25 protein-coding genes are annotated in these 22,612 nt (G+C 69.8%); 16 read left to right on the top strand and 9 right to left on the bottom strand.

Annotation, left to right across the window (positions count from 1 at the left end; genetic code table 11):
* Nucleotides 1-24: 24 nt before the first annotated feature.
* Nucleotides 25-399 carry a hypothetical protein gene (locus AC3WSN_RS25785; RefSeq protein ID WP_192706059.1) on the bottom strand — a complete coding sequence of 125 codons (375 nt, stop codon included), beginning with the start codon at nt 397-399 and terminating at the stop codon, nt 25-27.
* A gap of 191 nt (nt 400-590) precedes the next feature.
* Here AC3WSN_RS25785 and AC3WSN_RS25780 point away from each other — a divergent pair, with 191 nt between their 5' ends.
* The 7 genes from AC3WSN_RS25780 (at nt 591) to AC3WSN_RS25750 (ending at nt 7,051) form a co-directional block, all read left to right on the top strand.
* Nucleotides 591-1,226 carry a LemA family protein gene (locus AC3WSN_RS25780; protein ID WP_492541857.1) on the top strand — a complete coding sequence of 212 codons (636 nt, stop codon included), beginning with the start codon at nt 591-593 and terminating at the stop codon, nt 1,224-1,226.
* 1 nt (nt 1,227) lies between these two features.
* The gene (locus AC3WSN_RS25775) at nt 1,228-2,043 is read left to right on the top strand and encodes a TPM domain-containing protein (protein ID WP_373622222.1); all 816 of its coding nucleotides are present in this window, start codon (nt 1,228-1,230) and stop codon (nt 2,041-2,043) included.
* A complete protein-coding gene (locus AC3WSN_RS25770; protein ID WP_192706056.1) occupies nt 2,033-2,665 on the top strand; it encodes a TPM domain-containing protein in 633 nt (210 codons plus the stop codon). Before AC3WSN_RS25775 ends, AC3WSN_RS25770 begins: the two co-directional genes overlap by 11 nt.
* A 259-nt stretch (nt 2,666-2,924) precedes the next feature.
* Nucleotides 2,925-4,244, top strand: a complete 1,320-nt coding sequence (locus AC3WSN_RS25765) for a nucleotide disphospho-sugar-binding domain-containing protein (RefSeq protein WP_492541854.1) — start codon at nt 2,925-2,927, stop codon at nt 4,242-4,244.
* A gap of 2 nt (nt 4,245-4,246) precedes the next feature.
* The gene (locus AC3WSN_RS25760) at nt 4,247-4,480 is read left to right on the top strand and encodes a ferredoxin (protein ID WP_492541852.1); all 234 of its coding nucleotides are present in this window, start codon (nt 4,247-4,249) and stop codon (nt 4,478-4,480) included.
* Entirely contained in the window at nt 4,477-5,802 is a 1,326-nt protein-coding gene (locus AC3WSN_RS25755; RefSeq protein ID WP_492541850.1) for an NAD(P)/FAD-dependent oxidoreductase, read from the top strand. Before AC3WSN_RS25760 ends, AC3WSN_RS25755 begins: the two co-directional genes overlap by 4 nt.
* On the top strand, nt 5,795-7,051 hold the full coding sequence (locus AC3WSN_RS25750) for a cytochrome P450 (RefSeq protein ID WP_492541848.1): 1,257 nt from the start codon (nt 5,795-5,797) through the stop codon (nt 7,049-7,051). Before AC3WSN_RS25755 ends, AC3WSN_RS25750 begins: the two co-directional genes overlap by 8 nt.
* Before the next feature lie 185 nt (nt 7,052-7,236).
* On the opposite strand, the gene AC3WSN_RS25745 is transcribed toward AC3WSN_RS25750, so the two are convergent.
* Nucleotides 7,237-8,349 carry an alkene reductase gene (locus AC3WSN_RS25745; RefSeq protein WP_492541846.1) on the bottom strand — a complete coding sequence of 371 codons (1,113 nt, stop codon included), beginning with the start codon at nt 8,347-8,349 and terminating at the stop codon, nt 7,237-7,239.
* 273 nt (nt 8,350-8,622) lie between these two features.
* On the opposite strand from AC3WSN_RS25745, the gene AC3WSN_RS25740 reads away from it, so the two are divergent.
* Nucleotides 8,623-9,795: a zinc-dependent alcohol dehydrogenase gene (locus AC3WSN_RS25740; RefSeq protein ID WP_192706051.1), complete on the top strand. Its 1,173-nt coding sequence runs from the start codon at nt 8,623-8,625 to the stop codon at nt 9,793-9,795.
* Between the two features lie 335 nt (nt 9,796-10,130).
* Nucleotides 10,131-11,609: a methyl-accepting chemotaxis protein gene (locus AC3WSN_RS25735; protein ID WP_492541844.1), complete on the top strand. Its 1,479-nt coding sequence runs from the start codon at nt 10,131-10,133 to the stop codon at nt 11,607-11,609.
* Between the two features lie 266 nt (nt 11,610-11,875).
* Here the strand turns inward: AC3WSN_RS25735 and AC3WSN_RS25730 are convergent, their stop codons facing one another.
* The 4 genes from AC3WSN_RS25730 to AC3WSN_RS25715 form a co-directional block, all read right to left on the bottom strand.
* Nucleotides 11,876-12,085 carry a hypothetical protein gene (locus tag AC3WSN_RS25730; protein WP_192706049.1) on the bottom strand — a complete coding sequence of 70 codons (210 nt, stop codon included), beginning with the start codon at nt 12,083-12,085 and terminating at the stop codon, nt 11,876-11,878.
* A gap of 99 nt (nt 12,086-12,184) precedes the next feature.
* Nucleotides 12,185-12,718, bottom strand: a complete 534-nt coding sequence (locus tag AC3WSN_RS25725; protein ID WP_492541842.1) for a cytochrome b — start codon at nt 12,716-12,718, stop codon at nt 12,185-12,187.
* Nucleotides 12,719-12,863: 145 nt separating this feature from the next.
* Nucleotides 12,864-14,003, bottom strand: a complete 1,140-nt coding sequence (locus AC3WSN_RS25720) for an acyl-CoA dehydrogenase family protein (protein WP_192706047.1) — start codon at nt 14,001-14,003, stop codon at nt 12,864-12,866.
* Nucleotides 14,004-14,017: 14 nt separating this feature from the next.
* A complete protein-coding gene (locus AC3WSN_RS25715; RefSeq protein WP_492541840.1) occupies nt 14,018-14,527 on the bottom strand; it encodes a DNA polymerase ligase N-terminal domain-containing protein in 510 nt (169 codons plus the stop codon).
* A 428-nt stretch (nt 14,528-14,955) separates the two neighbouring features.
* Between AC3WSN_RS25715 and AC3WSN_RS25710 the strand changes: the two genes are divergently transcribed.
* The 5 genes from AC3WSN_RS25710 (at nt 14,956) to AC3WSN_RS25690 (ending at nt 19,513) form a co-directional block, all read left to right on the top strand.
* Nucleotides 14,956-15,468 (top strand): DUF892 family protein, encoded by a 513-nt coding sequence (locus AC3WSN_RS25710; protein WP_492541838.1) that lies wholly within the window; start codon nt 14,956-14,958, stop codon nt 15,466-15,468.
* Between the two features lie 72 nt (nt 15,469-15,540).
* Nucleotides 15,541-15,891, top strand: a complete 351-nt coding sequence (locus AC3WSN_RS25705; RefSeq protein WP_192706044.1) for a DUF3140 domain-containing protein — start codon at nt 15,541-15,543, stop codon at nt 15,889-15,891.
* A gap of 3 nt (nt 15,892-15,894) precedes the next feature.
* A complete protein-coding gene (locus tag AC3WSN_RS25700) occupies nt 15,895-16,086 on the top strand; it encodes a hypothetical protein (protein ID WP_492541836.1) in 192 nt (63 codons plus the stop codon).
* An 88-nt stretch (nt 16,087-16,174) separates the two neighbouring features.
* Complete coding sequence (locus AC3WSN_RS25695; protein ID WP_492541834.1) at nt 16,175-17,242, top strand: DHH family phosphoesterase; 1,068 nt, start codon at nt 16,175-16,177, stop codon at nt 17,240-17,242.
* Between the two features lie 315 nt (nt 17,243-17,557).
* Nucleotides 17,558-19,513, top strand: a complete 1,956-nt coding sequence (locus AC3WSN_RS25690) for a YgiQ family radical SAM protein (protein WP_492543254.1) — start codon at nt 17,558-17,560, stop codon at nt 19,511-19,513.
* Between the two features lie 93 nt (nt 19,514-19,606).
* Here the strand turns inward: AC3WSN_RS25690 and AC3WSN_RS25685 are convergent, their stop codons facing one another.
* Nucleotides 19,607-20,053: a winged helix-turn-helix transcriptional regulator gene (locus tag AC3WSN_RS25685; RefSeq protein WP_492541832.1), complete on the bottom strand. Its 447-nt coding sequence runs from the start codon at nt 20,051-20,053 to the stop codon at nt 19,607-19,609.
* A 102-nt stretch (nt 20,054-20,155) separates the two neighbouring features.
* On the opposite strand from AC3WSN_RS25685, the gene AC3WSN_RS25680 reads away from it, so the two are divergent.
* Both AC3WSN_RS25680 and AC3WSN_RS25675 read left to right on the top strand, forming a co-directional pair.
* Nucleotides 20,156-20,926 (top strand): SDR family oxidoreductase, encoded by a 771-nt coding sequence (locus AC3WSN_RS25680; RefSeq protein ID WP_492541830.1) that lies wholly within the window; start codon nt 20,156-20,158, stop codon nt 20,924-20,926.
* Nucleotides 20,927-20,973: 47 nt separating this feature from the next.
* Complete coding sequence (locus tag AC3WSN_RS25675) at nt 20,974-21,207, top strand: tautomerase family protein (protein WP_192706039.1); 234 nt, start codon at nt 20,974-20,976, stop codon at nt 21,205-21,207.
* 101 nt (nt 21,208-21,308) lie between these two features.
* Here the strand turns inward: AC3WSN_RS25675 and AC3WSN_RS25670 are convergent, their stop codons facing one another.
* Together AC3WSN_RS25670 and AC3WSN_RS25665 are read right to left on the bottom strand one after the other, a co-directional pair.
* Nucleotides 21,309-21,476, bottom strand: a complete 168-nt coding sequence (locus tag AC3WSN_RS25670; RefSeq protein ID WP_492541828.1) for a hypothetical protein — start codon at nt 21,474-21,476, stop codon at nt 21,309-21,311.
* A 121-nt stretch (nt 21,477-21,597) separates the two neighbouring features.
* Complete coding sequence (locus AC3WSN_RS25665; RefSeq protein WP_492541826.1) at nt 21,598-22,590, bottom strand: formylglycine-generating enzyme family protein; 993 nt, start codon at nt 22,588-22,590, stop codon at nt 21,598-21,600.
* Nucleotides 22,591-22,612: the final 22 nt, after the last annotated feature.

Below are 22,612 nucleotides of genomic sequence, written 5' to 3'. Positions count from 1 at the left end.
GCGGCGATCCCGGTCCGCGGCCGGCTAGTCCCGGGACCCGACCGGCTGGCCGTAGGTGCCGTAGCCGAGCTTGGCCCCCTCCCGGTTGACGAGTCCGAAGCGCAGCACCGCCTGCTCCAGATAGGCGATCGCGTCGACCAGATGGGCACGGGCCTCGGCGATACTGTCCTCGCCCTCCTCGACCGGCGTCTCGGCGAGCTTCACGGCGGCGATCAGGACGCGGTCGCGCTCGTCCTCGATCCGCGGGTCGCGGGCGACGTGGCCGCGGATCTTGGCGTCGAACGCCTCGATGACGGACCAGGGCAGCGCGTCCTTGCCGGACGGCGCCTTGAAGGCCAGGGCGTGGCGCCGCGCGGCCGCGCTGGCGGCCCTGACATGGTCGGCGAGTGCTGCATCCATTCCCGGTCTCCGCGGCTCCGACTCGATCTCCCGAACGCCCCGCGGCGCGGTCCGTTGCCCGTGACGCCTTACCGGGCGCAGCAACAATCCTTCAAGGCGGCGCCGGCCAGGGGGTTACCTTGGCGGTTCGCGCCCTTATCTCTCGGTCCTGTGATCAACGGGCCGGACCGGCCCGGCGAACGGGGGACGATATGGGAACGACGCTGAGCGCCGGCGGATGGCGCCCGACATCCGCGGCGGCGCGCCTCCTCGGCGTGCTCTCGGTGATCCTGGTGGCCGCGGGCCTGTCGGGCTGCGGGGCGATCAACCAGGTGCCAACCCTGCAGGAGCAGGCCAAGTCCGCCTGGAGCGAGGTGCAGAACCAGTACCAGCGCCGCGCCGACCTGATCCCCAACCTCGTCGAGACCGTGAAGGGCTACGCCCAGCAGGAGAAGGACGTGCTGATCGGCGTCACCGAGGCGCGCGCCAAGGCGTCGAGCGTGAAGGTCGACGCGTCCACGATCAGCGACCCGCAGAAGTTCAAGGAATACCAGGATGCCCAGAACCAGCTGTCGGGCGCGCTCGGCCGGCTGCTGGTGACGGTGGAGAAGTATCCCGATCTCAAGTCGAACCAGAACTTCCTCGCCCTGCAATCGCAGCTGGAGGGCACCGAGAACCGCATCGCGGTGGCGCGGCGCGACTACATCACGGCCGTCCAGGCCTACAACACCGAGGTGCGCACCATCCCGGGCCGCTGGATCGCGGCGTTCCTGTATCCCGACGCCAAGCCGATGGAGACCTTCACGGCGACGCCCAACGCCGACCGGCCGCCGAACGTGAAGTTCTAGGATGCCGCCCATGGGCCGGAGCATCCCCAACCGGGTGCGGCTCGCCCTGGCGCTCGCCGTCCTCTGCGCCTGCCTGACGATCTACGCGGTCGGGGCGTTCGCCGCCGAGCTGACCTTCCCGACGCTGACCGGCCGCGTGGTCGACGTGGCCGGCATCCTCACGCCGGAGCAGCGCGGCCAGCTCGAAGGCAAGCTGAAGGCGCACGAGGATAAGACCTCGGACCAGGTGGTCGTCGCCACCGTGCCCAATCTCCAGGGCACGACCATCGAGGATTACGCCAACCGCCTGTTCCGGGCCTGGAAGCTCGGGCAGGCCAAGACCAACAACGGCGTCCTGCTGCTCGTCGCGCCGAGCGAGCGCAAGGTTCGGATCGAGGTCGGCTACGGGCTGGAGGGCGCCCTCACCGACGCGCTCTCCCGGGTGATCATCGCCAGCGCGATCACGCCCCGCTTCAAGACCGGCGACTTTTACGGGGGCCTCGACGCGGGCGTCGACGGGATCCTGTCGATCCTGGCCGGTGATGCGCAGGAGTGGCAGCGCAAGCCGCAGGTGCGCGCCGACGAGGTGGATAGCGGCCAGGTCGCGGTCTTCATCATCCTGTTCCTGATCGTGCTGTTCGTCGCCTGGCGCATGAGCCGCGGCGGCGGCCGGGTTGGAAGCCGGGGCGGACGCGGCGGCATCATCATCCTGCCGGGCCCGGGCTCGGGCGGATGGGGCGGCGGCTTCTCGGATGGCGGCTCGTCCGGGGGCTTCGGCGGCGGATTCTCCGGCGGAGGCGGCTCGTCGGGCGGTGGAGGAGCCTCCGGTGACTGGTAAGGGCGCGGACGTGCTGACGCCGGAGGCGCGGGAACGGCTCGCGCGGGCGGTGTCGCGGGCCGAGGCCGGCACGTCCGGCGAGATCGTCGTGATGGTGAGCCGCCGCGCGGGCGCCTACCGGTCGATCACTCTGCTCGCGGCCCTGATCGCCGCGCTGGTCCTGCCCTGGCCGCTGATCGCGCTGACGAGTTGGAGCGCGGCGTCGATCGTCCTGACCCAGGCCGCCCTCGTGGCCGCGATCCTGGTGGCGAGCGAGAATGAGCGTCTGCGCCTCGCCCTGGTGCCGCGGCGGCTGCGCAGCGCCCGGGCCCGCGAGGCGGCCCAGCGGGCCTTCTGGTCCCGCGGCCTGAGCCTCACGCGCGGGCGCACCGGCATCCTGCTCTACCTCTCGCTCGCCGAGCGCCATGCGGAGATTGTCACGGATCTCGGCGTGCTCCGGCACATCGCGCCCGCCGCCTGGGACGGGATCCTGGCCGACCTCGTCACCGCCCTGGGGCGCGGCGCGATCGAGGCCGGGCTGACCGTGGCGGTGGAGCAGGTCGGCCGGTGCCTCGCGGAGAATCTTCCGGCGGGGATCGGTGATCCGGACGAGCTGCCCAACCGCGTGATCGTCGTCGATTGAACCGCGTCCGCCGTCCGGTTCGATGCCGGGGTGGAACCAAAGGCTATCGATGATAGGCCGGTGATGCAGCTTCTGATTTGGGATATGTCTTGCGGCACAGCTTGTGCGACGCCGCACGAAGGTTTCTGGCGAACCGTAACCGACCGGCGGCGCGCGCGATTTTGCTGTTGAGACCCGCGCCGCTGCGGCGGCTGCCGCCTACGTGACGGCGCCGGGTGACGCGGGGTTCGGCCGACCGGCCCTGCCCGAGGAGGCCGTGATGAAGATCCTGATCGCCGCATCGCCGCTGACCGGCCACGTGAACCCGCTGCTCGCCGTCGGCCGTGCCGCCGCCGCGCGCGGGGACGCGGTTCTGGTCCTGACGGATCCGGCCTTCCAGCCGAAGGTCGAGGCGGCCGGCCTGCGCTTCACGGGCTATCCCGACAACGATTCGGCGACGTTCCGCGAGACCGACCTGCCCGCCGGACCGGAGCGCTACCGGCGCGAGTTCGAGCGGCGGTTCATCGATCCCATGCCGGTCCAGGCCGCGACCCTGCGTGGGCTGATCGCCGAGGAAGCGCCGGACGTCATCGTCGCCGGCAGCATGTTCCTGGGCGTGCTGCCCCTTCTGCTCGACACGGCGCCGCGGCCGCCGATCGCGACGGTCAATGTCAGCTTCCTGTTCCTGGACCGACCCGACCACGCGCCCGTCGGTCTCGGCCTGCCGCCCGCCCGGGACCAGGCCGAGCAGGTTCGCTACGCGGCTCTGAAGGCCGGAATGGATGCGGCCTTCGTCAACCCGGTGCGCGCCTACACGGACGCCCAGCTGGCCCGGCTCGGCCTGCCGCCGATCCCGGCCTCGCTGACGCACTCCATCGTGCTGCTGCCGGACCTGTTCCTCCAGCCCACCGTGCCGGGCTTCGAGTACGATTACGGCACCTTGCCGCCGGGCGTGCGCTTCATCGGCCTGCTGCAGCCGCCCACGCCCCCGGCACCGCTGCCGGATTGGTGGCCGGAGCTGGAGCGGGCGAACGCGGCGGGCACGCCGGTCGTGCTGGTGACACAGGGAACGCTCGCCAACGCGGATTTCGGCGAGCTGGTCGAGCCGACCCTCGCGGCTCTGGCGCATCGGGACGACCTGCTCGTCCTGGCCACCACGGGCGGCCGTCCCGTCGATGTGCTGCGCGGGCCGATCCCGGCCAACACGCGCGTCTCCTGCTTCCTGCCGTTCCGCGAGCTGCTGCCCCGGGTGAGCGTGCTCGTCACGAATGGCGGTTACGGCAGCGTCTCGCAGGCGCTCTCCGCCGGGGTGCCGATCGTCTCGGCCGGGCTGACCGAGGACAAGGCCGAGGTAAACGCGCGGATCGGCTGGTCGGGCGTCGGCGTCAATCTCGGGACCAACGCACCGACGTCCGAGGCCGTGGGCGAGGCGGTGTCGCGGGTGCTCGACGATCCCGGGTTCCGGCAGCGCGCCGGGCGCATCGGCGAGGCGTTCGCGGCCCGGGACGCGATGGCCGCCATCCTGATGGCGGTGGACGATCTCGGCCGGTCCGGGGCGAGAGCCGGCCGCGACGCGGTCCCGATGGCGAGGTCGGCGTGACGATGGCCGCAGATGCAAAGGCGCTGCGCGTCGTCGTCGATCTCAACCGCTGCCAGGGCTACGCGCAGTGCTGCTACGCGGCGCCCGATGCCTTCACCTTACGCGGCCACGAGATCCTGTTCTACGATCCTGCCCCGCCGGCCGCGCGACGCGGCGCGATCGAGCGGGCGGTTCATGCCTGCCCGGTCCGCGCCATCAGCCTTCAGGCCAGCGCGGATGATGGAGAGACGTCGTGACGCCTGAGCCGGCCGGCATCGTCGTAGTCGGTGCCTCGCTGGCCGGCCTGCGCGGTGCCGAGGCGCTGCGCCGCCGGGGCTATGCCGGTCCCCTGACCCTGGTCGGCGCGGAGCCGCATCGCCCTTACGACCGCCCGCCTTTGTCGAAGCACGTGCTGGTCGGCGACCTGGACGCGGATGCGACCCGGCTGCCGGAGCTGGCACCCCTGCACGCCCGGTGGCGTCTCGGCAGCCCGGCCATCGCCCTCGACCGCTCCGCCCGGACGCTCCGGCTCGCGGACGGAACCGCGCTGGCCTACGACAAGCTCCTCATCGCCACCGGGGCCGAGGCCCGCGCCTGGCCGAGCGAGACCGGTGGGCGTCTGAGCGGTGTCTTCACCCTCCGCGGACGCGACGACGCGGCTGCCCTGCGCGCGGCCGTGCAGGCCCGCCCGCGCCGGGTGCTCGTCGTCGGCGGCGGCCTGATCGGCTGCGAGACGGCCTCGTGCCTGCGCGACCTCGGCCTAGCCGTGACCCTGGTCGATCCCAACTCCACCCCCCTGGCCGCCGCCCTCGGGACCTTCGTCGGCGGGGTCATCGCCGAATGCCTGCGCGACGCCGGCGCGGAATTTCGCCCCGGCACGATGGTGCGCGCCTTCGAGGGCGACGCGGCGGGCCGGGTCGCCCGCGCGCGCCTGTCGGATGGCGGGACCATCGAGGCCGACCTCGTCATCGCCGCCCTCGGCGCGACCCGGGCGACCGGTTGGCTCCAGGGCGCCGGCCTGCGGGCGGATTCCGGCGGCCTCACCTGCGACGCGGCCTGCCGCGTCCTCGACGCCGACGGAACGCCCTGCCCCGACATCTACGCCGCCGGCGACGTGGCGCGCTGGCCGATCCCGCTCTACGGCAACCGCCTGGTCTCGGTGGAGCATTGGGGCAATGCCGTCGAGCAGGCGGGCCACGCCGCCCGCAACATGCTGGCGCCACCGGACGACCAGCACCCCTACCAGCACATGCCGGCCTTCTGGTCGAGCCAGTTCGGCATCAACATCAAGCTGACCGGCCTGACCGCGGGTGCCGACGCACTGGCCGTGGTCCAGGGCACGCGGGCGTCGCGGCGTTTCCTGGCGGTTTATGGCCGGAACGGGCGCAGCATCGCCGCCCTCTCCTTCGACCAGGCGCGCTGGCTGCCGGCCTACGCGCAGGCGATCACGGCCGGCAGCGTCTTCCCGCCGATCATCGATGCCACCGACCAGCCCCGGATCGAGACGGCCGCGCCGGGTTTCCCGCCGCCGCGCGCGACCGCCCCGGCGCCCAGCCGCTCCGAGACCGTGCATGCCTGACGACGCGCTGTTCGCCGCCGTGATGGACCCGGCCAACCGGGCCGATCCCTATCCGCTCTACGCCCGGCTGCGCGAGCGCCCGGTCTCGCGCCAGCGCGACGGGAGCTACGTGGTCAGCACCCACGCGGCAATCCGGACGCTGATCTTCGATCCGCGCCTCAGCTCGGAGGATCTGCCGCCGTTCAAGCGGCCGTCCACCGGGAACCCGATCCGCGACTGGATCATCAACCCGATCCGAAGCCGGGTCGCCACGGCACACCGCCCGCTGATCTTCCGCGACCCGCCCGACCACGACACCCTGCGCGCCGCGGTGATGCGCGAATTCACCATCCCGCGGGTCCAGGGCCTGCGCCCGCGCGTGCTCCGCGAGGTCGACGCGCTCCTGGACAAGTGCCACGGACGCGACCGGCTCTGCCTCGTGGAGGACCTGTCCTATCCGCTGCCCGTCTCGGTGATCTGCGAGCTGCTCGGCGTGCCGGTGACCGACGAGCCGCGCTTCCAATCCTGGGCGACGCAGCTCGCCACTGCGTTGGAGCCGGATGCGCGCGGCGACGTCGAGAGCCGGCGGCGCACGGTGGCGGCCTTCGACGCGATCTCGGACTACATGCGCAACCTCATCCGCGAGAAGCGCAGTCAGCCGGCCGACGACATGCTGAGCGGGCTCGCCGCGCCCGGGCCCGGCGGCGCGAAACGCATGAGCGATTTCGATCTGATCTCGACGGCGATCCTGCTCTTGGTCGCGGGCCACGAGACGACGGTGAACCTGATCACCAACGCGATGCTGACCCTGCTCCGGCATCCGCAGGAGCTGGAGCGCCTGCGCTCCGATCCCGAGCGCGCCCCGCGGGTGATCGAGGAGGTGCTGCGCTACGAGCCGCCGGTGCATTTCCGGACCCGCAAAGCGCTCGGCGCGATCACCCTCGCCGGTGAGACGATCCCGAAGGGGGCGCCGGTGATCCTGCTCTTCGCGGCAGCCAATCGCGATCCGGCCCGCTTCGAAACCCCAGACCGGTTCGATCCGGACCGTCCGGACATCGAGCATTTCGGCTTCGGCGGCGGGCTGCATTTTTGCGTGGGCGCCCCTTTGGCGCGGATCGAGGCCGAGATCGCCCTCGTCGCGTTGAGCCGCCGCCTCGTCGCGCCACGCCTGGTGCGGGATCCGCCGCCCTATCGGACCGGCGCCTCCCTTCGAGGCCCGGAGCAGCTGGCGATCGACATCGGCGGGATCGCCCCCGTGCAAGCGTCCTAGGACGACACGCGTTCGGGAACCTATCGCCGCGTCAATCTTCCACGGAACGATTGGACGTCATTCCGGGGCGCCGGAGGCGAGCCCCGGGATGACGGGGTTAGGCGTAAAGAGCAGGTGAAGACGAACGTTTCACGTGAAACATTTGTAAACCACCCGCCCGACCAACGCTGGCGACCGCAGAAACGTCACCGGCGCACCGGCACCGGTCCGTTCATGCCGGGCCAGTCGGAATAGCCGTTGGCACCACCCCCATACCAATAGGCTTTCGGCGCCTCTGCCAGCGGTGCGCCGCTGGTGAAACGGCCGACGAGATCGGGATTGGCGAGATAGGGGCGACCGAAGCTGAACAGGTCGGCGCGGCCCTCGGCCAATTCCTTCTCGGCGAGGTCCAGGGTCAGATCGTTATTGCCGATATAGGCGCCCTTGAACCGGCGGCGCAGGTCGAGGAAATCGATCCCGTCTGGCACGTCCCGGGATTGCTGGGTCACGCCCTCGATCGCGTGGACGTAGAGCAGATCGAACCCGCTGAGCGCGTCGAGATAGGCGCCGTAGGTGGCGTGCGGATCGGAATCGAGCGGTGTCTCGCCGGGCTGCGTCGTGGCGGGCGAGATCCGGATGCCGACGCGCCGGCCGCCGCCCCAGACCTCGGTGACGGCCTGGACCACCTCCAGGGGAAAGCGCAGGCGGTTCTCGACCGAGCCGCCGTACCGATCGGCGCGCCGGTTCGTCGAATCGCGCACGAACTGCTCCAGCAGGTAATTGTTGGCCGAGTGGATCTCGACGCCGTCGAACCCGGCACGCTTGGCGTTCTCGGCCGCCCGCCGGTAATCCGCGACGATCCCGGCGATCTCGTCGGTCTCCAGCGCTCGCGGCGTCACGTGAGGCTTCATGCCGTCCTGCGTGAAAGCCGTGCCCTCCGGCTTGATCGCCGAGGCCGAGACCGGAAGCGCCCCGCCCGGCTGAAGCTCGGGATGCGAGATCCGGCCGGTGTGCCAGAGTTGGAGGAAGATCAGGCCGTCGTTGGCATGGACCGTCCGGACGATGCGCGACCAGCTCTCCACCTGCGCGTCGGACCAGATGCCCGGCGTGTAGGCGTAGCCCACGCCCTGCGGCGAGATGTTGGTCGCCTCGGCGATGATCAGGCCGGCACTGGCCCGCTGCCCGTAGTAATCGGCCGCGAAGTCCGGCGGCACACCCGCGTTGTCGGAGCGGCTGCGGGTCAGCGGCGCCATCACGACGCGGTTCTTGAGCTCCAAGTCGCCGATAGTGACGGGCTGGAGGATCGGGCTACTCGGCATGATGTCTCGCTGGGACTGGTGAGAGGCGGGCCGGCGCGGCGCCACGATCGGACGGCACCACGGGTCGGCGAGAGGTCCACGAACTCTGCCGCCGGCCTGACAACAGGTTGAAGCGGGCGTCGGGTTCCGGAGATGGACGAAGCGTCAGCGTTCCTGCGCGCCGCATCCGTGGTTGCGATGTCGCGGTGCCGGAACTTGGCCGTACGGCCGCAGGCTTTACCTCCGACGTGGCCGACTCGGTCACACCCCCATCGACCTCTGGAGACCCTTGCGATGAAGGCACTGTGCTGGCACGGCCGCAACGACATCCGCTGCGATACGGTCCCAGATCCGGTGATCGAGGATTCTCGCGACGTCATCATCAAGGTGACGAGCTGCGCGATCTGCGGCTCGGACCTGCACCTCATGGACGGGCTGATGCCGACCATGGAGAGCGGCGACGTCCTCGGCCACGAATTCATGGGTGAAGTCGTCGAAGTCGGCCAGGGCTTCACCAAATACAAGAAGGGCGACCGGATCATCGTGCCCTTCAACATCAATTGCGGCGAATGCCGTCAGTGCAAGCTCGGCAACTTCTCAGTGTGCGAGCGCTCGAACCGCAACGCCGCGATGGCCGCCGCCCAGTTTGGCTACACCACGGCCGGCCTGTTCGGCTACTCGCACCTCACCGGCGGCTATGCGGGCGGTCAGGCTGAGTATGTGCGCGTGCCGATGGCCGACGTCGCGCCCATGAAGGTCCCGGACGGCATGGACGACGAGTCGGTCCTGTTCCTCACCGACATCCTGCCCACCGGCTGGCAGGGCGCCGAGCATTGCGAGATCCAGGGCGGCGAGACCATCGCGATCTGGGGTGCAGGGCCGGTGGGCCTGTTCGCCATCCAGTCGGCCAAGATCATGGGCGCCGAGCGGATCATCGTTATCGAGACGGTGCCCGAGCGGATCGCCCTGGCCAAGAAGGTCGGCGCCACCGACGTGATCGACTTCATGAACGAGGACGTGTTCGAGCGGATCAAGGAGATCACCAAGGGCCAGGGCGCCGACGGCGTGATCGACTGCGTCGGCATGGAGGCGAGCGGCGGCCACGGCGGCATCACCGGCGTGCTCTCCACGGTGCAGGAGAAGCTCACCGCCACGGAGCGCCCCTACGCGCTGGCCGAGGCGATCAAGGCGGTCCGGCCCTGCGGCATCGTCTCGGTGCCGGGCGTCTATGGCGGCCCGATCCCGGTCAACATGGGCTCGATCGTCCAGAAGGGCCTGACCCTCAAGAGCGGCCAGACGCACGTGAAGCGCTACCTCGAGACGCTGACCAAGCTGATCCAGGAGGGCAAGTTCGACATGACCGGCCTGATCACGCACCGCTCGCAGGATCTCGCGGACGGGCCGGACCTCTACAAGACCTTCCGCGACAAGAAGGACGGCTGCGTGAAGGTGGTGTTCCACCTGTAAGCCGCACGAGGCGCGCCGCGATCGGAGCCGTCCGCGGCGCGCCGCCCCGTTTTTAATGATCTTCTAGAAGCCAGTTTGCTTATGATACCTGTCTCTGAGAACAGGTTTGAATAATAATAGAAACAAAAGCAATCTTATCCGAGCCAACAACAGTATCATTCGTCCGATCCGCAACCATGCATGTTAATCATCATTGCTCATGCACACGTACTGCTTGACGGGAACATCGACAGCGAAGAAGCTTGCGCCCACATTGGCAGCCCGAGATCCGACGCGGCAGCGGGTCAAGCATAAAATCTTCATCCGGCCGGGATGAAGCAAGGAGGGGGCGACCAGTGGGTTTCGTGCGCGACAAGGATCTGCACGCCAGGATCAAGGCCCTGGACAGATCTCAAGCCGTCATCGAATTCGCGACCGACGGGACGATCCTGGCCGCCAACAAGAACTTCCTCGACACGCTGGGCTACGCGCTGGACGAGATCCGGGGCCGACCGCATGCGGAACTCGTCGATCCGGCATACCGAGAGAGCGACGCGTATCGCGACTTCTGGGCGGCGCTCCGGCGTGGGGATTACCAAGCCGGCGAATTCAAGCGGATCGGCAAGGACGGCCGCGCGGTCTGGCTTCAGGCGACCTACAATCCCATCCTGGACCGACGCGGCAGACCGCTCAAGATCGTCAAGTTCGCCAGCGATGTCACCGAGCAGGTGACGCGCGCAATCGCCTACGAGGGTCAGATCCGGGCGATCAACCGCTCCCAGGCGGTGATCGAGTTCGCGCTCGACGGGACGATCCTGACCGCCAACGACAACTTCCTCGCCGCCATGGGATACCGTCTGGAGGAGGTCACGGGGCGTCATCACAGCCTGTTCATCGAGCCGGAGGTCCGCGACAGCGCCGCGTACCGGGCGTTCTGGGACCGTCTGGGCCGCGGTGAGTACGAGGCCGCCGAGTTCAAGCGCCGCGCCAAGAGCGGCCGCGAAGTCTTCATCCAGGGTAGCTACAACCCGATCTTCGATCGGGACGGACGCCCCCTGAAGATCGTCAAGTTCGCCACCGACGTCACCGCGCAGGTGCTGGATCGCCAACGCCGGACGGAGTTGCAGACGGCGCTGGCCCGGGACCTGAATGCCATCGCGGAGGCGTCCTCGAAGGTCTCGCGCCAGGCGGGAGAGAGCGCGCAATCGTCGGCCCACGTCTCCGGCGACATCCAGTCGATCGCGTCGGGGGCGGAGCAGATCGCCACTTCGGTGGCGGAGATCAGCGCTCAGGTCGTGCAGGCGTCCGAGATGTCCGGACGGGCCGTAGAGCAGGCCCAGGCGACGCAGGCGATCATCTCGGGTCTGAATGACTCGGCCGAGCAGATCGGCGCGGTTGTGGCGCTGATCCAGAATATCGCCTCCCAGACGAATCTGCTGGCGCTCAACGCGACCATCGAGGCGGCCCGCGCCGGCGCGGCGGGCCGGGGCTTCGCGGTGGTCGCCTCCGAGGTGAAGGCGCTCGCCGATCAGACCGCGAAGGCGACCGAGCAGATTGCCGTCCAGATCACCGGAACCCAGACCGCGACCGGAAAGGCGGTGGCGGCGGTCGGCTCGATCCAGGCCACGATCGTGGGTCTCAACGCGGTGGCGGCCACCATCGCCACGGCCGTCGAGGAGCAATCCGCGGTGACCCGCGCGATGTCGACGACCATGCAGACCGCAGCACAAGGGATCGGGGCGATCACCTCGGGCCTCGGTCTCATCGCCGAGTCCGCCGGCCAGGCCGACGAGGCCACGCAGACGCTGCGCGCCGCGGCTCAGAGTCTCGCCTAGCCCTCGTCCCGATCGGGTTACGACGGGATCGAGGGAGCACGTCGCGGCCGCCTCGGCCGATGACACCCGTCATGCGAACCGGGCAGCGCCCGGCGCGACAGGCTCACGCGCGCCGCAGAACCGATGATGCTGAGCCGGCTCAGCATCGAACTGGCTCGTCGGTCGCAGCTACGGTCGGTTCGCGGCGGGCACGTCCGGACACGCCTCTTCGCCTTCGCTGCGGCCGGCTTGTTCAGAGGGCTAGGATTGGTCCCGCCTCGAAGATGCTAGCGCAGGGTCGGCGACTCGCCCGGCTTCAGGTGCCGGTCCTCGCCGTCGGGACCACCGAGCGAGACGTGATTGTTGAGCCGGCTCAGATGCTCGAAGACGTGCGCGAATGCATCGGTCACGGCCTGCTCGAAGCTGCCGTCGCCTTTGCCCTGGGCCGCTCTCAGCGCGCTGAGAAGGGCGTGGTGCTTTTCGGTGTCGCTCGACATGACAGACCTCGCCGCCGGGCGGGGAGCCCGCGCGTCGAGCAAAGCATCGCCGACGATCGAAGTTCCTGCGGGCGACCGCGCGGTGCCGTGCGAGCCGCGTCAGGCCATCCGGGCCAGCACATCCTCCTGCCGCACCCGGCGATGGATCAGCGCCATGGCGGCATGCCCGAGCACGACGACCAGCAGGGTGAAGCCGAGCCAGTGATGGAGGAGATCGCCCGGAGCCACCATCCAGGCGATCTTCGTGTCCCGCCCCGGCATCAGAGGAAGGCCGTAGGGCGTGAACGGCTTACCGGAGCCGTACTGGCGGAGCAGGGCGAGGCCCGGCGTGAAGACCATCAGCAGATAGATGAACGCGTGACCGGCCACCGCGGCACGCCCCAGGCGTCCGGGATGCGGCGGTCTGCGCGCCACGTTCGCAAGCCCCCAGAGGCCGCGCAGGAGCACGAGGACGAAAAGGGTGAAGCCGAGGGTGAAGTGGCTGCCGCCGACGAAGCGTGTCAGGGCGGTGTCGCCGATCGCGACGTAGAGGAGCGCGCCGGCGAATTGCCAAGCGAAGAGCGCGGCCATGAGCCAGTGGAACGCCCGGCTGATCCGGCCGTAGCGCTGCGGCGTGTCAAGCCAGCCGTTCATCCGCATGAGGGGCCTTCCTGGTCGACGCGCCCGTCGCGCCGCGTGTGGTCCGTTGTGGCTCGTCCGTAGGCGGGCAGCATCGCATGCGCGCCGCGCACGGCGCGGTGCGTGACGCTCTCGCCCGGTGGCGGCGCGGCGGCCCGGTTCATTCCGCGCCTCCGGCCCACAGGTGCTCCGCCGCGCCGCCCACCCGCAGGATCTCTTCGGCCGCGCTGGTGAGCGCACCGTCCGGCGCAGGCTGGCGCAGGTAGGTCGCGAGGTCGCGGGACAGGCGCTCCAGGGGATGGGACCGCAGGAAACCCTGCAGGCCGACGGACCGCTGAGCGAGTTGCAGCACGTCGAGCCCGGCCTTCTCCACGGCGAGCCGGGTCAGGTTGACGAAGGCGACGACGCGCTCGGGCGGAAGGTCATTTTCCGCGACGATCCGGGCGGCGCGCTCGATCCAGTGTCGAGCACCCTCGACCGCGATGGCACCCTCGCCGAGCCGCGCGCGCTGATGGGGATCGCCGCCACGACCGGTTGCGCCGAGGTGCGCGCGCCACGCATCGAACACGGCCTCGATGCCGCCGAACTGCACGGCCGCGAACCGCCAGGCCCCGCTCGAGAAGGTCGGTTGGCGCTGGTAATCGTCCCGCCCGCCGAGGATCGCGTCCGCGCCGACGGCGATGTCCTCGAAATCGACGGTGCCGGTGGCGGAGGCGCGCATGCCGTGCGCGCGCCAGCCGGTCAGATCGGCGCGGCTGCCGGGCTCCAGCGGCACGACCAGCATCAGCGACGCCGCATCCGGCTCCCGCGTGACCGTCACCAGGGCGCGGGTGACATAACCGGCCCCCGACGCGAAGGCCTTCACGCCCCGGAGCCGGCCATCCTCTCCCAGGCGCAGGCTGTCGCCTGGCCGGTTGGTATTCCAGACTCCGAACAGGTGCCCCGCGCGCGCATCGGCGAACAGGCGTGCCTGCTGCGCGGGGGCGCCGTAGCGCGCCACGAGCTGGAGCGCGTTGACGTGGCCCTCGTAGAGGCGCCCCAGCGCCAGGCTGCCGTACCCGACGAGCCGCAGCACCGCCGCGAGCTTGCGCGCGCCCGGCTCCTCGCCGAGCCCGACCCCACCGTCGCTGGACGGAACCGGCGCGGCGAGCAGGCCGCATTGGGCGAGGTCGGCGACATCCTCAGCCGGAAAGCCGTCGTCGCGGTCCTGGGCGCCGGCGCGCTCGGCCGCAGTGATCGACGCTTGTCGCGCGACCGCGACGGCGTCGAAGGCCAGGTTAATCGGAGTCCTCTGGTCCATGCACCTTCCCCCCATTAGGCCACCGCAGCGGCGATATCCTCGACCGTGCGTCCGGTCAGGACCGATCGCGGCGCTTCCTCCAAGATGTCGGGCTCGCCGGCCGCGCGGGCCGCCCCGTCGTGGGACTTCACCAGCAGCCACGAGACCTGGCGCTCCCGCGGCTTCGGCCGCATCCGCATGAGACGCCAGCGACCGGTCAGCTTCTGCCCATGCAGGGTGAAGGCGAGCGACCCCGTGGCCAGTGCCGCGTCCGGATCGCCCTCCGGCTCCCAGGTCCCCCGGTCCCAGAGCAGCACGGTGCCCGCGCCGTACTGGCCCGGCGCGATCACGCCCTCGTAGTCCGCGTAGTCCAGGCCGTGATCCTCGACAGCGACGGCGAGGCGGCGTTCGCCCGCGACGAGGCTCGGCCCGCGCGCGACCGCCCAGCTCTTGAGGACCCCGCCGACCTGCAGCCGGAAGTCGTAGTGCAGCCGGCGGGCCGCGTGCTTCTGCACGCGGTAGGCCAGGATCCCTGGGTCAGACATGGTCGGCCCGCCCGACCCGATCCCGAACCGGGATGGCGGTCTCCCCCGTTGGCGACGGTCCCTGGTCCCGGCCTCGGCAGGCGTTCTCGGTTTTCATGTCGCGACAGCCTCCGACAGCCGCACCAGACTGCCTGGCGACCCCGAAAACCAACTTAAGGCAAGCCCGAATTTTCCTGGGCCACGCTGCGACCAAAACGACCGGGCCTCAGGACAGCCGTGGCATTCGCGAGCCTTCCAGAGATCCATTTGAATGAACGATAGGCCCGAGGAAATCTTCGTGGTGGCGAACACGCCCTGAAACAAACGCGCCAAGCAGAACCGTCATCCCGCGCCGACGGGCGGCGTTTACGTCGCAGCCTTCGACTGGAAACGGGGACCGCCCTCGACGTTTGCCGACGAACCCGAAACGAACCTGGAGCTTCGAAAGCATGGCCAGCACAGATATCGGTACGATCTACGCCGGAGCGCTGCGGAACACGCGCGCCTTGGAGAAGCAGGGCCTGGAACAGATCGAGCGGCAGCTCTCCGGATTGGAGCGGTACCCGGATTACGCCGCCGTGCTGCGCCGGCATGCCGAGACCACGAAGGGACAGCTGGCCCGTCTGGACCGGGCGCTGGAGGGCATCGGCGCGAGCCCATCCACGCTGAAGGAGACGGTCACGAGCGTCGCCGGCTCGATCGGAGCCGCGGTCCACGCGACCGCGCAGGACGAGACGCTGAAGAACCTCTACGCCGGATACGCCTACCAGTACGACCAGATCGCCGCCTATCGCTCGTTGGCGGTCATCGCGGAGCGGGCCGGCAAGTCGGACCAGGCCTTATCCTTCCGCGCGGCGGTCGAGGAGGAGACGAAGGCGGCCGAGGAGATCGCCGCGCTCATCGAGCCGGTGACCCGGACCTACCTCGACCTGACGCTCGCCGGCGGCAAGGCCGACAGCTGATCCGAAGTCGATCCTAGTTGTCGGGGCGGCCGCGCCTGCGGGGCCGCCCATCCCACCATTGGAGGGTGACCCATGGCCGAGACGGACGATCACGCGACGACCTACAAGGAGTTCAAGGAGGTCGTGAACATGACGGCCTCCGCCCTGGAGAAGCATCTCGCGAGCGAGGCCAGCCAATCGGTCGGCCAGAAGAAGGATGGGGGCGAAGCGACGGGCCACGTGGAGGGGCGCCACATCGTCGCGATGCTGCACAAGAAGAAATCCGAGCTGTCGGACGAGGATTACCGGCACATGCGCAAGGTGATCGGCTACGTGCACCGGCACCTGAAGCAGGGCGGCCCGAAGGACAAGGATGAGGTGAAGGATTCGCCCTGGCGGCTGTCGCTGATGAACTGGGGCCACGATCCCCTGAAGGCGGCCTGAGCCATGGACGATCCGACGCCCATCGCCGTCACCGTCGAATCCTGGGGCGACGGCGGCGCGCGGTTCCGCTGGCACCTGACGGACGCCGACGGCGTGTCGATCCGGGTCTCGCCGGAGGCGTACGCCTCGCCCGAGGACGCGCAGGACGCGGGTCAGGCCGCTCTTCAGGCGTTCGGCGCGGCGGCGCGCGCATGACGCGGGCCGACAGCCCGCCGCAGGGTGTGGCCGGCCGGCCCGCGCTGGCGGCCGGGATACGCCCGCGTCCAGCGGCGGCCGGGCCGTCGTGACCGCCCAAGCAGCGCACGGAGCCGCCTTCGCCCGCCTCGCCGCACACTTCGGACCGGGCGCACCGGTGGTCCTCTGCCACGATGACGCGGACGGCCTGTCGGCGGGTGCCCTCCTGGCCCGAGCCCTCATGCGCGCCGGGCACAGCGAGACCCGGGCCCGCATCATCGGCCGCGGCGAGTCCCCGTGGTCGGCCGCCCTCCGCGACGAGCTCGCGGCCCAGACGCCCGGCGGCCTCGTGGTTGCCGATCTCGGCGTCCAGGCCGAACCGATCCTGCCGGGCGTGCCGACGGTGCTGGTGGATCATCACGTGCCGCGCTCCTGGCCCGAAGCCGACGCGGCCATGGTGATCAGCGGCCACGCGGACGCGCCGATCCCCACCTCCAGTCTCCTCGCGCTGGCCTGCGCGACGGCCCTGGGCCCGGCGGACGATCTCGCGTGGCTCGCCGGGATCGGGCTCGTCGGCGATCTCGGCGAGCGCGGCGCGAGCAGCGACTTCCCTGAGATCATGGGTCCGCTGCGCAAATCCTACACCGTCAAGGCGCTGCGCGAGGCCGTGAGCCTCGTCAACGCGCCGCGGCGCACGGCCTCGGGCGATGCGAGGGCCGCCCTGTCGCTGCTCCTTCGTGCCTCTGGTCCGGCGGAGATCGTCACCGGGACCGCTCCGGAGGCCGAAGCCCTGCGCGAGGCGCGTTCCGAGGTGAAGGCCGCTCTCGATGCCGCGCGCCGGATCCCGCCGCTCTTCGCCGGTCCGGTCGCCCTGATCCGCTGCGACTCCCCGTGCCAGATCCATCCACTCGTCGCGCAATCGTGGACCGGCCGCCTGCGCCGGCAGGTGGTGATCGGCGCGAATGCATCGTTCCGCACCGGCTTCGTGCATTTCGCCGCGCGCAGCGCGTCCGAGCCGGACCTGATCACGTTCCTCCAGGACCGCGCACCGCCGCTCGGGCCGGACGACCAGTTCGCCCAGGGGCACCGACGCGCCACCGGCGGCCAAGTCCGCGTCGAGACCTGGAACCGCTTCGTGACCGATCTCGGCTTCGGCCCGGAAGCCCGGGCCCCGTGAGCGGGGCTGCAGCCGGGCGTCCCGACGTGGCCGAACGCCGCTGGTCCGCTCCGGAGAGCTGTGAACGGACATGCGGGACCACGTCGATCCTTGACGACGCATAGCCGCTTACCAGCGCGATTTCTGGTGCAGCCAGACAAGACGCCTCAGCCGCTTCGACGCGCTCGCGCGGCTTGGCCCTCCCCTCCCCTTCGTTGAGATCGCGGTTCCGACGGCCTATGCATGGGCGCCATGGACCTCCAAGCCTCCGCCACACCCGCCGTAGCGTCGTTCGCCTGCAAGCCCTCGACCGGAAAGGCGGCACCGTTCCTGCCGATGAGCCGCGCCGAGATGACGGCGCTCGGGTGGGAGTCCTGCGACATCGTGCTGGTGACTGGCGACGCCTACGTAGACCACCCGAGCTTCGGCATGGCGATCATCGGCCGGCTGCTTGAGGCGCAGGGGTTCCGGGTCGGCATCATCGCCCAGCCCGACTGGCAGTCGGCGGAGCCGTTCAAGGCGCTCGGCAAGCCGAACCTGTTCTTCGGCGTCACCGGCGGCAACCTCGATTCGATGGTGAACCGCTACACGGCGGACCGGCGCCTGCGCCACGACGACGCCTACACGGCCGGTGGCGAGGGCGGCCGGCGCCCGGACCGCTGCACCATCGTGTACACGCAGCGCTGCCGCGAGGCCTTCAAGGACGTGCCGATCGTGCTCGGCGGCATCGAGGCGTCGCTGCGGCGGATCGCGCACTACGATTACTGGTCCGACAAGGTGCGCCGCTCGATCCTGGCGGACGCCAAGGCGGACCTGCTGATCTACGGCAACGCCGAGCGCGCCGTGGTCGAGGTGGCGAACCGCCTCGCGGCCGGCGAGGCGCCGAACCAGCTCGACGCGATCCGGGGCGTCGCCCTGTTCCGCCGCGTGCCCGCCCACTACACCGAGCTGCCCGCCGACGACCTCGATTCGACGGACGAGGCCGCCACCCGCCGGCCCGGCGAGACCGTGATCCGGCTCCCCGCCTACGACGAGGTCAAGGACGACAAGGAGGCCTATGCCCGCGCCTCGCGCGTGCTGCACCGGGAGGCCAATCCCGGCAACGCGCGCCCCCTCGTCCAGCGCCACGGCGACCGCGACCTGTGGCTGAACCCGCCGCCGATCCCGCTGACCAGCGACGAGATGGACGCGGTCTACGACCTGCCCTACGCCCGCGCGCCGCACCCGTCCTACGGCGACGCGAAGATCCCCGCCTGGGACATGATCAAGTTCTCGGTGACGATCATGCGCGGCTGCTTCGGCGGCTGCACCTTCTGCTCGATCACCGAGCACGAGGGCCGCGTCATCCAGAACCGCTCGGAGGGCTCGATCCTGCGCGAGATCGAGCGGATCCGCGACAAGACCCCGGGCTTCACGGGCGTGATCTCGGATGTCGGCGGGCCGACGGCGAACATGTACCGGATGGCCTGCAAGGACCCGAAGATCGAGGCGGCGTGCCGGTTGCCGTCCTGCGTCTTCCCGGACGTCTGCCCGAACCTGAACACGTCGCACGACGACCTGATCCGGCTCTACCGCAAGGTCCGCGAGGTGAAGGGCGTCAAGAAGGTGATGGTCGCCTCGGGCGTGCGCTACGACCTCGCGGTGAAGAGCCCCGAATACATCAAGGAGCTCGTCACCCACCACGTCGGCGGCCGCCTGAAGATTGCGCCCGAGCACACCGAGCGCGGCCCCCTCGACAAGATGATGAAGCCGGGTATCGGCACCTACGACCGCTTCAAGGAGATGTTCGACGCCGCCGCCAAGGAGGCGGGCAAGAAGTACTACCTGATCCCGTACTTCATCGCGGCGCATCCGGGCACGACCGACGAGGACATGATGCACCTCGCGCTCTGGCTCAAGAAGAACAACTATCGCGCCGATCAGGTCCAGACGTTCCTGCCCTCGCCGATGGCGACCGCCACCGCCATGTACCACACCGAGATCAACACTCTGCGGGGCGTGAAACGCGGTGGCAGCGAGCCGGTCGAGGCGATCAAGGGGCTGCGCCAGCGCCGGCTGCACAAGGCATTCCTGCGCTACCACGACCCCGAGAACTGGCCCCTGCTGCGCGAGGCGCTGCGGGAGATGGGCCGCGCCGATCTGATCGGGCCGCGGCCGGACCAGCTCGTGCCGTTCTCGCAGCCGCCGGGAACCGGCGCGGGGGCGGGCCGGACGGGCGGCCAGCCGCGACCGGTGTACCGTCCGGGCGGCAGCCAGCGCTTCACCACGAAGGGCGTGCCGCTGCGCAAGTGACGGTCTCGCGCGTCTGATGAACAGGCAATCCGAGGCCGGCTTCCGACCCCGGTCGCTCCTCTACGGCCTCACGCCTCTTGCCGCCTGGACCGGTCACGGCGTCTCAGCGCCGGCGGTCGGGTCCGACGCTTCGGCGGCCGCGAATGCCCGACGGGCTCGCTCGACCTCGGCGTGGTGCGTCTCGGCCCAGATCCACACACCGCAGAACGCAGCTCCCAGGCTCTGGCCCAGCGGCGTCAGCGTGTAATCCACACGCGGCGGGATCACCGGGTGGACCCTGCGCCGCACGAGACCGTCGCGTTCCATCTGCCGGACCGTCTGCGTCAGCATCTTCTGGCTGATCCGGCCCACGGCCTTGCCGAGTTGCGTGAACCGGAGGGTCCCGTGCTCGTCCAGGGCTTCGAGGACCAGCATGGTCCACTTGTCGGCCACCTTTGCGATGATGTCGTTCACCAGCGCCTCGATCGCCGGGTCGACATCGTCCGGGATCGGCCCGTGCCGCTGTGCCTCGATCGCGGGATCCGGGGCGGCCCTGCGCATCCGACACTCTCCTTTCGGTAAGTACAAATCTTTTCGGTGCCTACTTCAGGCTGGAGAGTGTGATCCATACCCTCTGCGGCGACAACAACGGAGGTCGCCGTCATGAAAACCTCGGGCAACACAATCCTCATTACCGGAGGCGGGTCGGGGATCGGAGCCGCGCTCGCGCACCGCTTCCACGATCTGGGCAACAATGTCATCGTCGCCGGCCGCCGGCTGGAGGCCTTGGAACGGGTCACCGCCGGCCGGCCGGGCCTGCACGCGATGCCGCTCGACATTGCGGATGCCGGCGACATCGCGGCGTTCGCCCAGCGGATCATTGCCGAGCACCCGGCCCTGAACGTGGTGATCAACAACGCCGGGATCATGCGCTTCGAGGCGCTGGATCGGGCCCGAGACCTCGCGGACGCCGAGGCGACGATCACCACCAACCTGCTCGGCCCGATCCGGCTGACCGACGCCCTGATCGGGCATCTGGTCGGGCGCCCCGATGCGGCGCTGATCAACGTGTCCTCGGGCCTGGCCTTCGTGCCGCTGACGGCGACCCCGACCTACTCGGCGACGAAGGCGGCCATCCACAGCTACACGGTCTCGCTGCGCGAGGTTCTGAAGGACCGGGTCGAGGTGATCGAACTCGTACCCCCCGCCGTGCAGACCGACCTGACGCCGGGCCAGTCCACTCGCGAGGGCTACCTGCCGCTGACCGACTTCATCGACGAGGTCATGACCCTGTTCCAGCAGCAGCCCACGCCGCGCGAGATCCTCGTGCAGCGCGTCGCCTTTCAGCGCAACGCCGAAGCCGAGCACCGCTTCGACGCGGCCGTGACGACCCTGAACGAGGCCGCCCGCCAAGCACGCGCGGCGCAACGCTGAGGCCAGCCGCTCGACCCGTGTTCGTCGCTTCAATTCGGAGAAAGCCGATGCCGTTTGCCAACTTCAAGATCCCGCAAGGCATGATGACCGCCGCGCAGAAGGCGGACCTGATTCACCGCACGACAGATCTGCTGGTCTCGTATTTCGGTGAGGGCGCGCGCGCCCACACGATGGTTCTGGTCGATGAGGTCGTGGATGGCGGCTACGGGCGCGCGGACGCGGTGTTCGACCTTGAGGCCCTCCGACGGATGCAGGCGCGATTGGAGCCGCGTTCGCGCTGACGGGGCACCTCTTCACGCGCTACGGAGAGCGGGCGGCAACGGCCCGCGCGCCGCCGGCCCGCTCCGGGGAGGAGCCGACGCATTGCCCCCAGAGGGCCGGCTCATGTCGCCATCGCCGCCCGCGCGGCCTGGATTTTCGCCTTCACGGCGTCGAGGTTGAAGCTCGCGCCCTTCCACATCGGCGGGAACTCGATGGCGGTCATCGCCAGCTTCTCCACGTCCTGCTGGACGAAGGTGAAGCGCCAGACCTCGTACAGGAACCAGTTCATGTAGTTCTGCGTGCCGGTCTTGGTCCCGTTGTCGGGCCAGCCCGTCCGCTCGAACGGGTCGAGCCGCAGGTTCGTTATGGAGGGGACATCGGGTTTGGTCTTGTCCCCGAGCCAGCGTGCGTCATGACCGATCCCCCTCTCTCAGGATGCACCGGAAACCGACATGGCTCATGGAGGTGTCGACGGGCTGCGCGTGCCGGGCCGCCGGCCGATAGCGGCGGCAGTAATTCGGCGCGCACAGGTGCGAGCCGCCCTTCACGACCTTGCAGGGGATCGGAACCTGCGGATTGCGCGGGTCGACGCTGTCCTCCTCGCGCCCGCCCTGCGGGTTTCGGGGGATGCAGCAGGCCTTCGCAGCCTCGGCCGGATGCGTCGCGCTGTACCAATCGGACGTCCACTCCCAGACATTGCCGATCATGTCGAAGAGCCCGTAGCCATTCGGGGGGAATGCTCCGACCGGCGTCGTGCGTTTGTCGGGCCCGGTGGCGGTGTTGAGGTGCGGGAAGTCGCCTTGCCACGTGTTGGCCATCCGGCGTCCCGCGGGCGCGAAGTCGTCACCCCAGGCGTATTCCGCGCCATCCAGCCCCCCTCGGGCCGCGAACTCCCACTCCGCCTCGGTCGGAAGGGCCTTGCCGGCCCAGGCGACGTAGGCCTCGGCGTCGCGGAGCGCGACGTGCACGACGGGATGATCGTCGAGGCCCTTGAGCGAGCTCCCCGGACCGTAGGGATGCCGCCAGTTTGCTCCCCGCAGAAACGTCCACCATCGCGTCCAGTCGCGCGTGTCGCCGGGCGCACGCGGCGGATGGAAGGTGAGCGAGCCAGCATAGAGCATTTCCGGCTGCGCGCCCGGATAGTTCATCGGATCCGGGGGGCTCTCCGCGACCGTCCGGTAGCCGGTCGCGCGGACGAAGTCCTTGAAACGGCGGTTGGTGACCGGGACCGGGTCGATCCAGAAGCTGTCGACGCTGACACGATGCGCCGGCGCTTCCTCGGAATAGTGATCGTTCGACCCCATGCGGAAGGTTCCGCCGGGGATACGGATCATCCCTTCACCGGTCCTCGAAGACGAGTCGGGAACACGTCGTGCCAGCGCGGAGAGCGAAGCACCCGCCATCGCATGCTCCTCATCCAAATGC

This window comes from Methylobacterium sp. FW102-HT35C08, assembly GCF_058790235.1.
The sequence above is the reverse complement of the archived record's forward strand: the minus strand, read 5'-3'. Positions and strand labels throughout refer to the sequence as shown.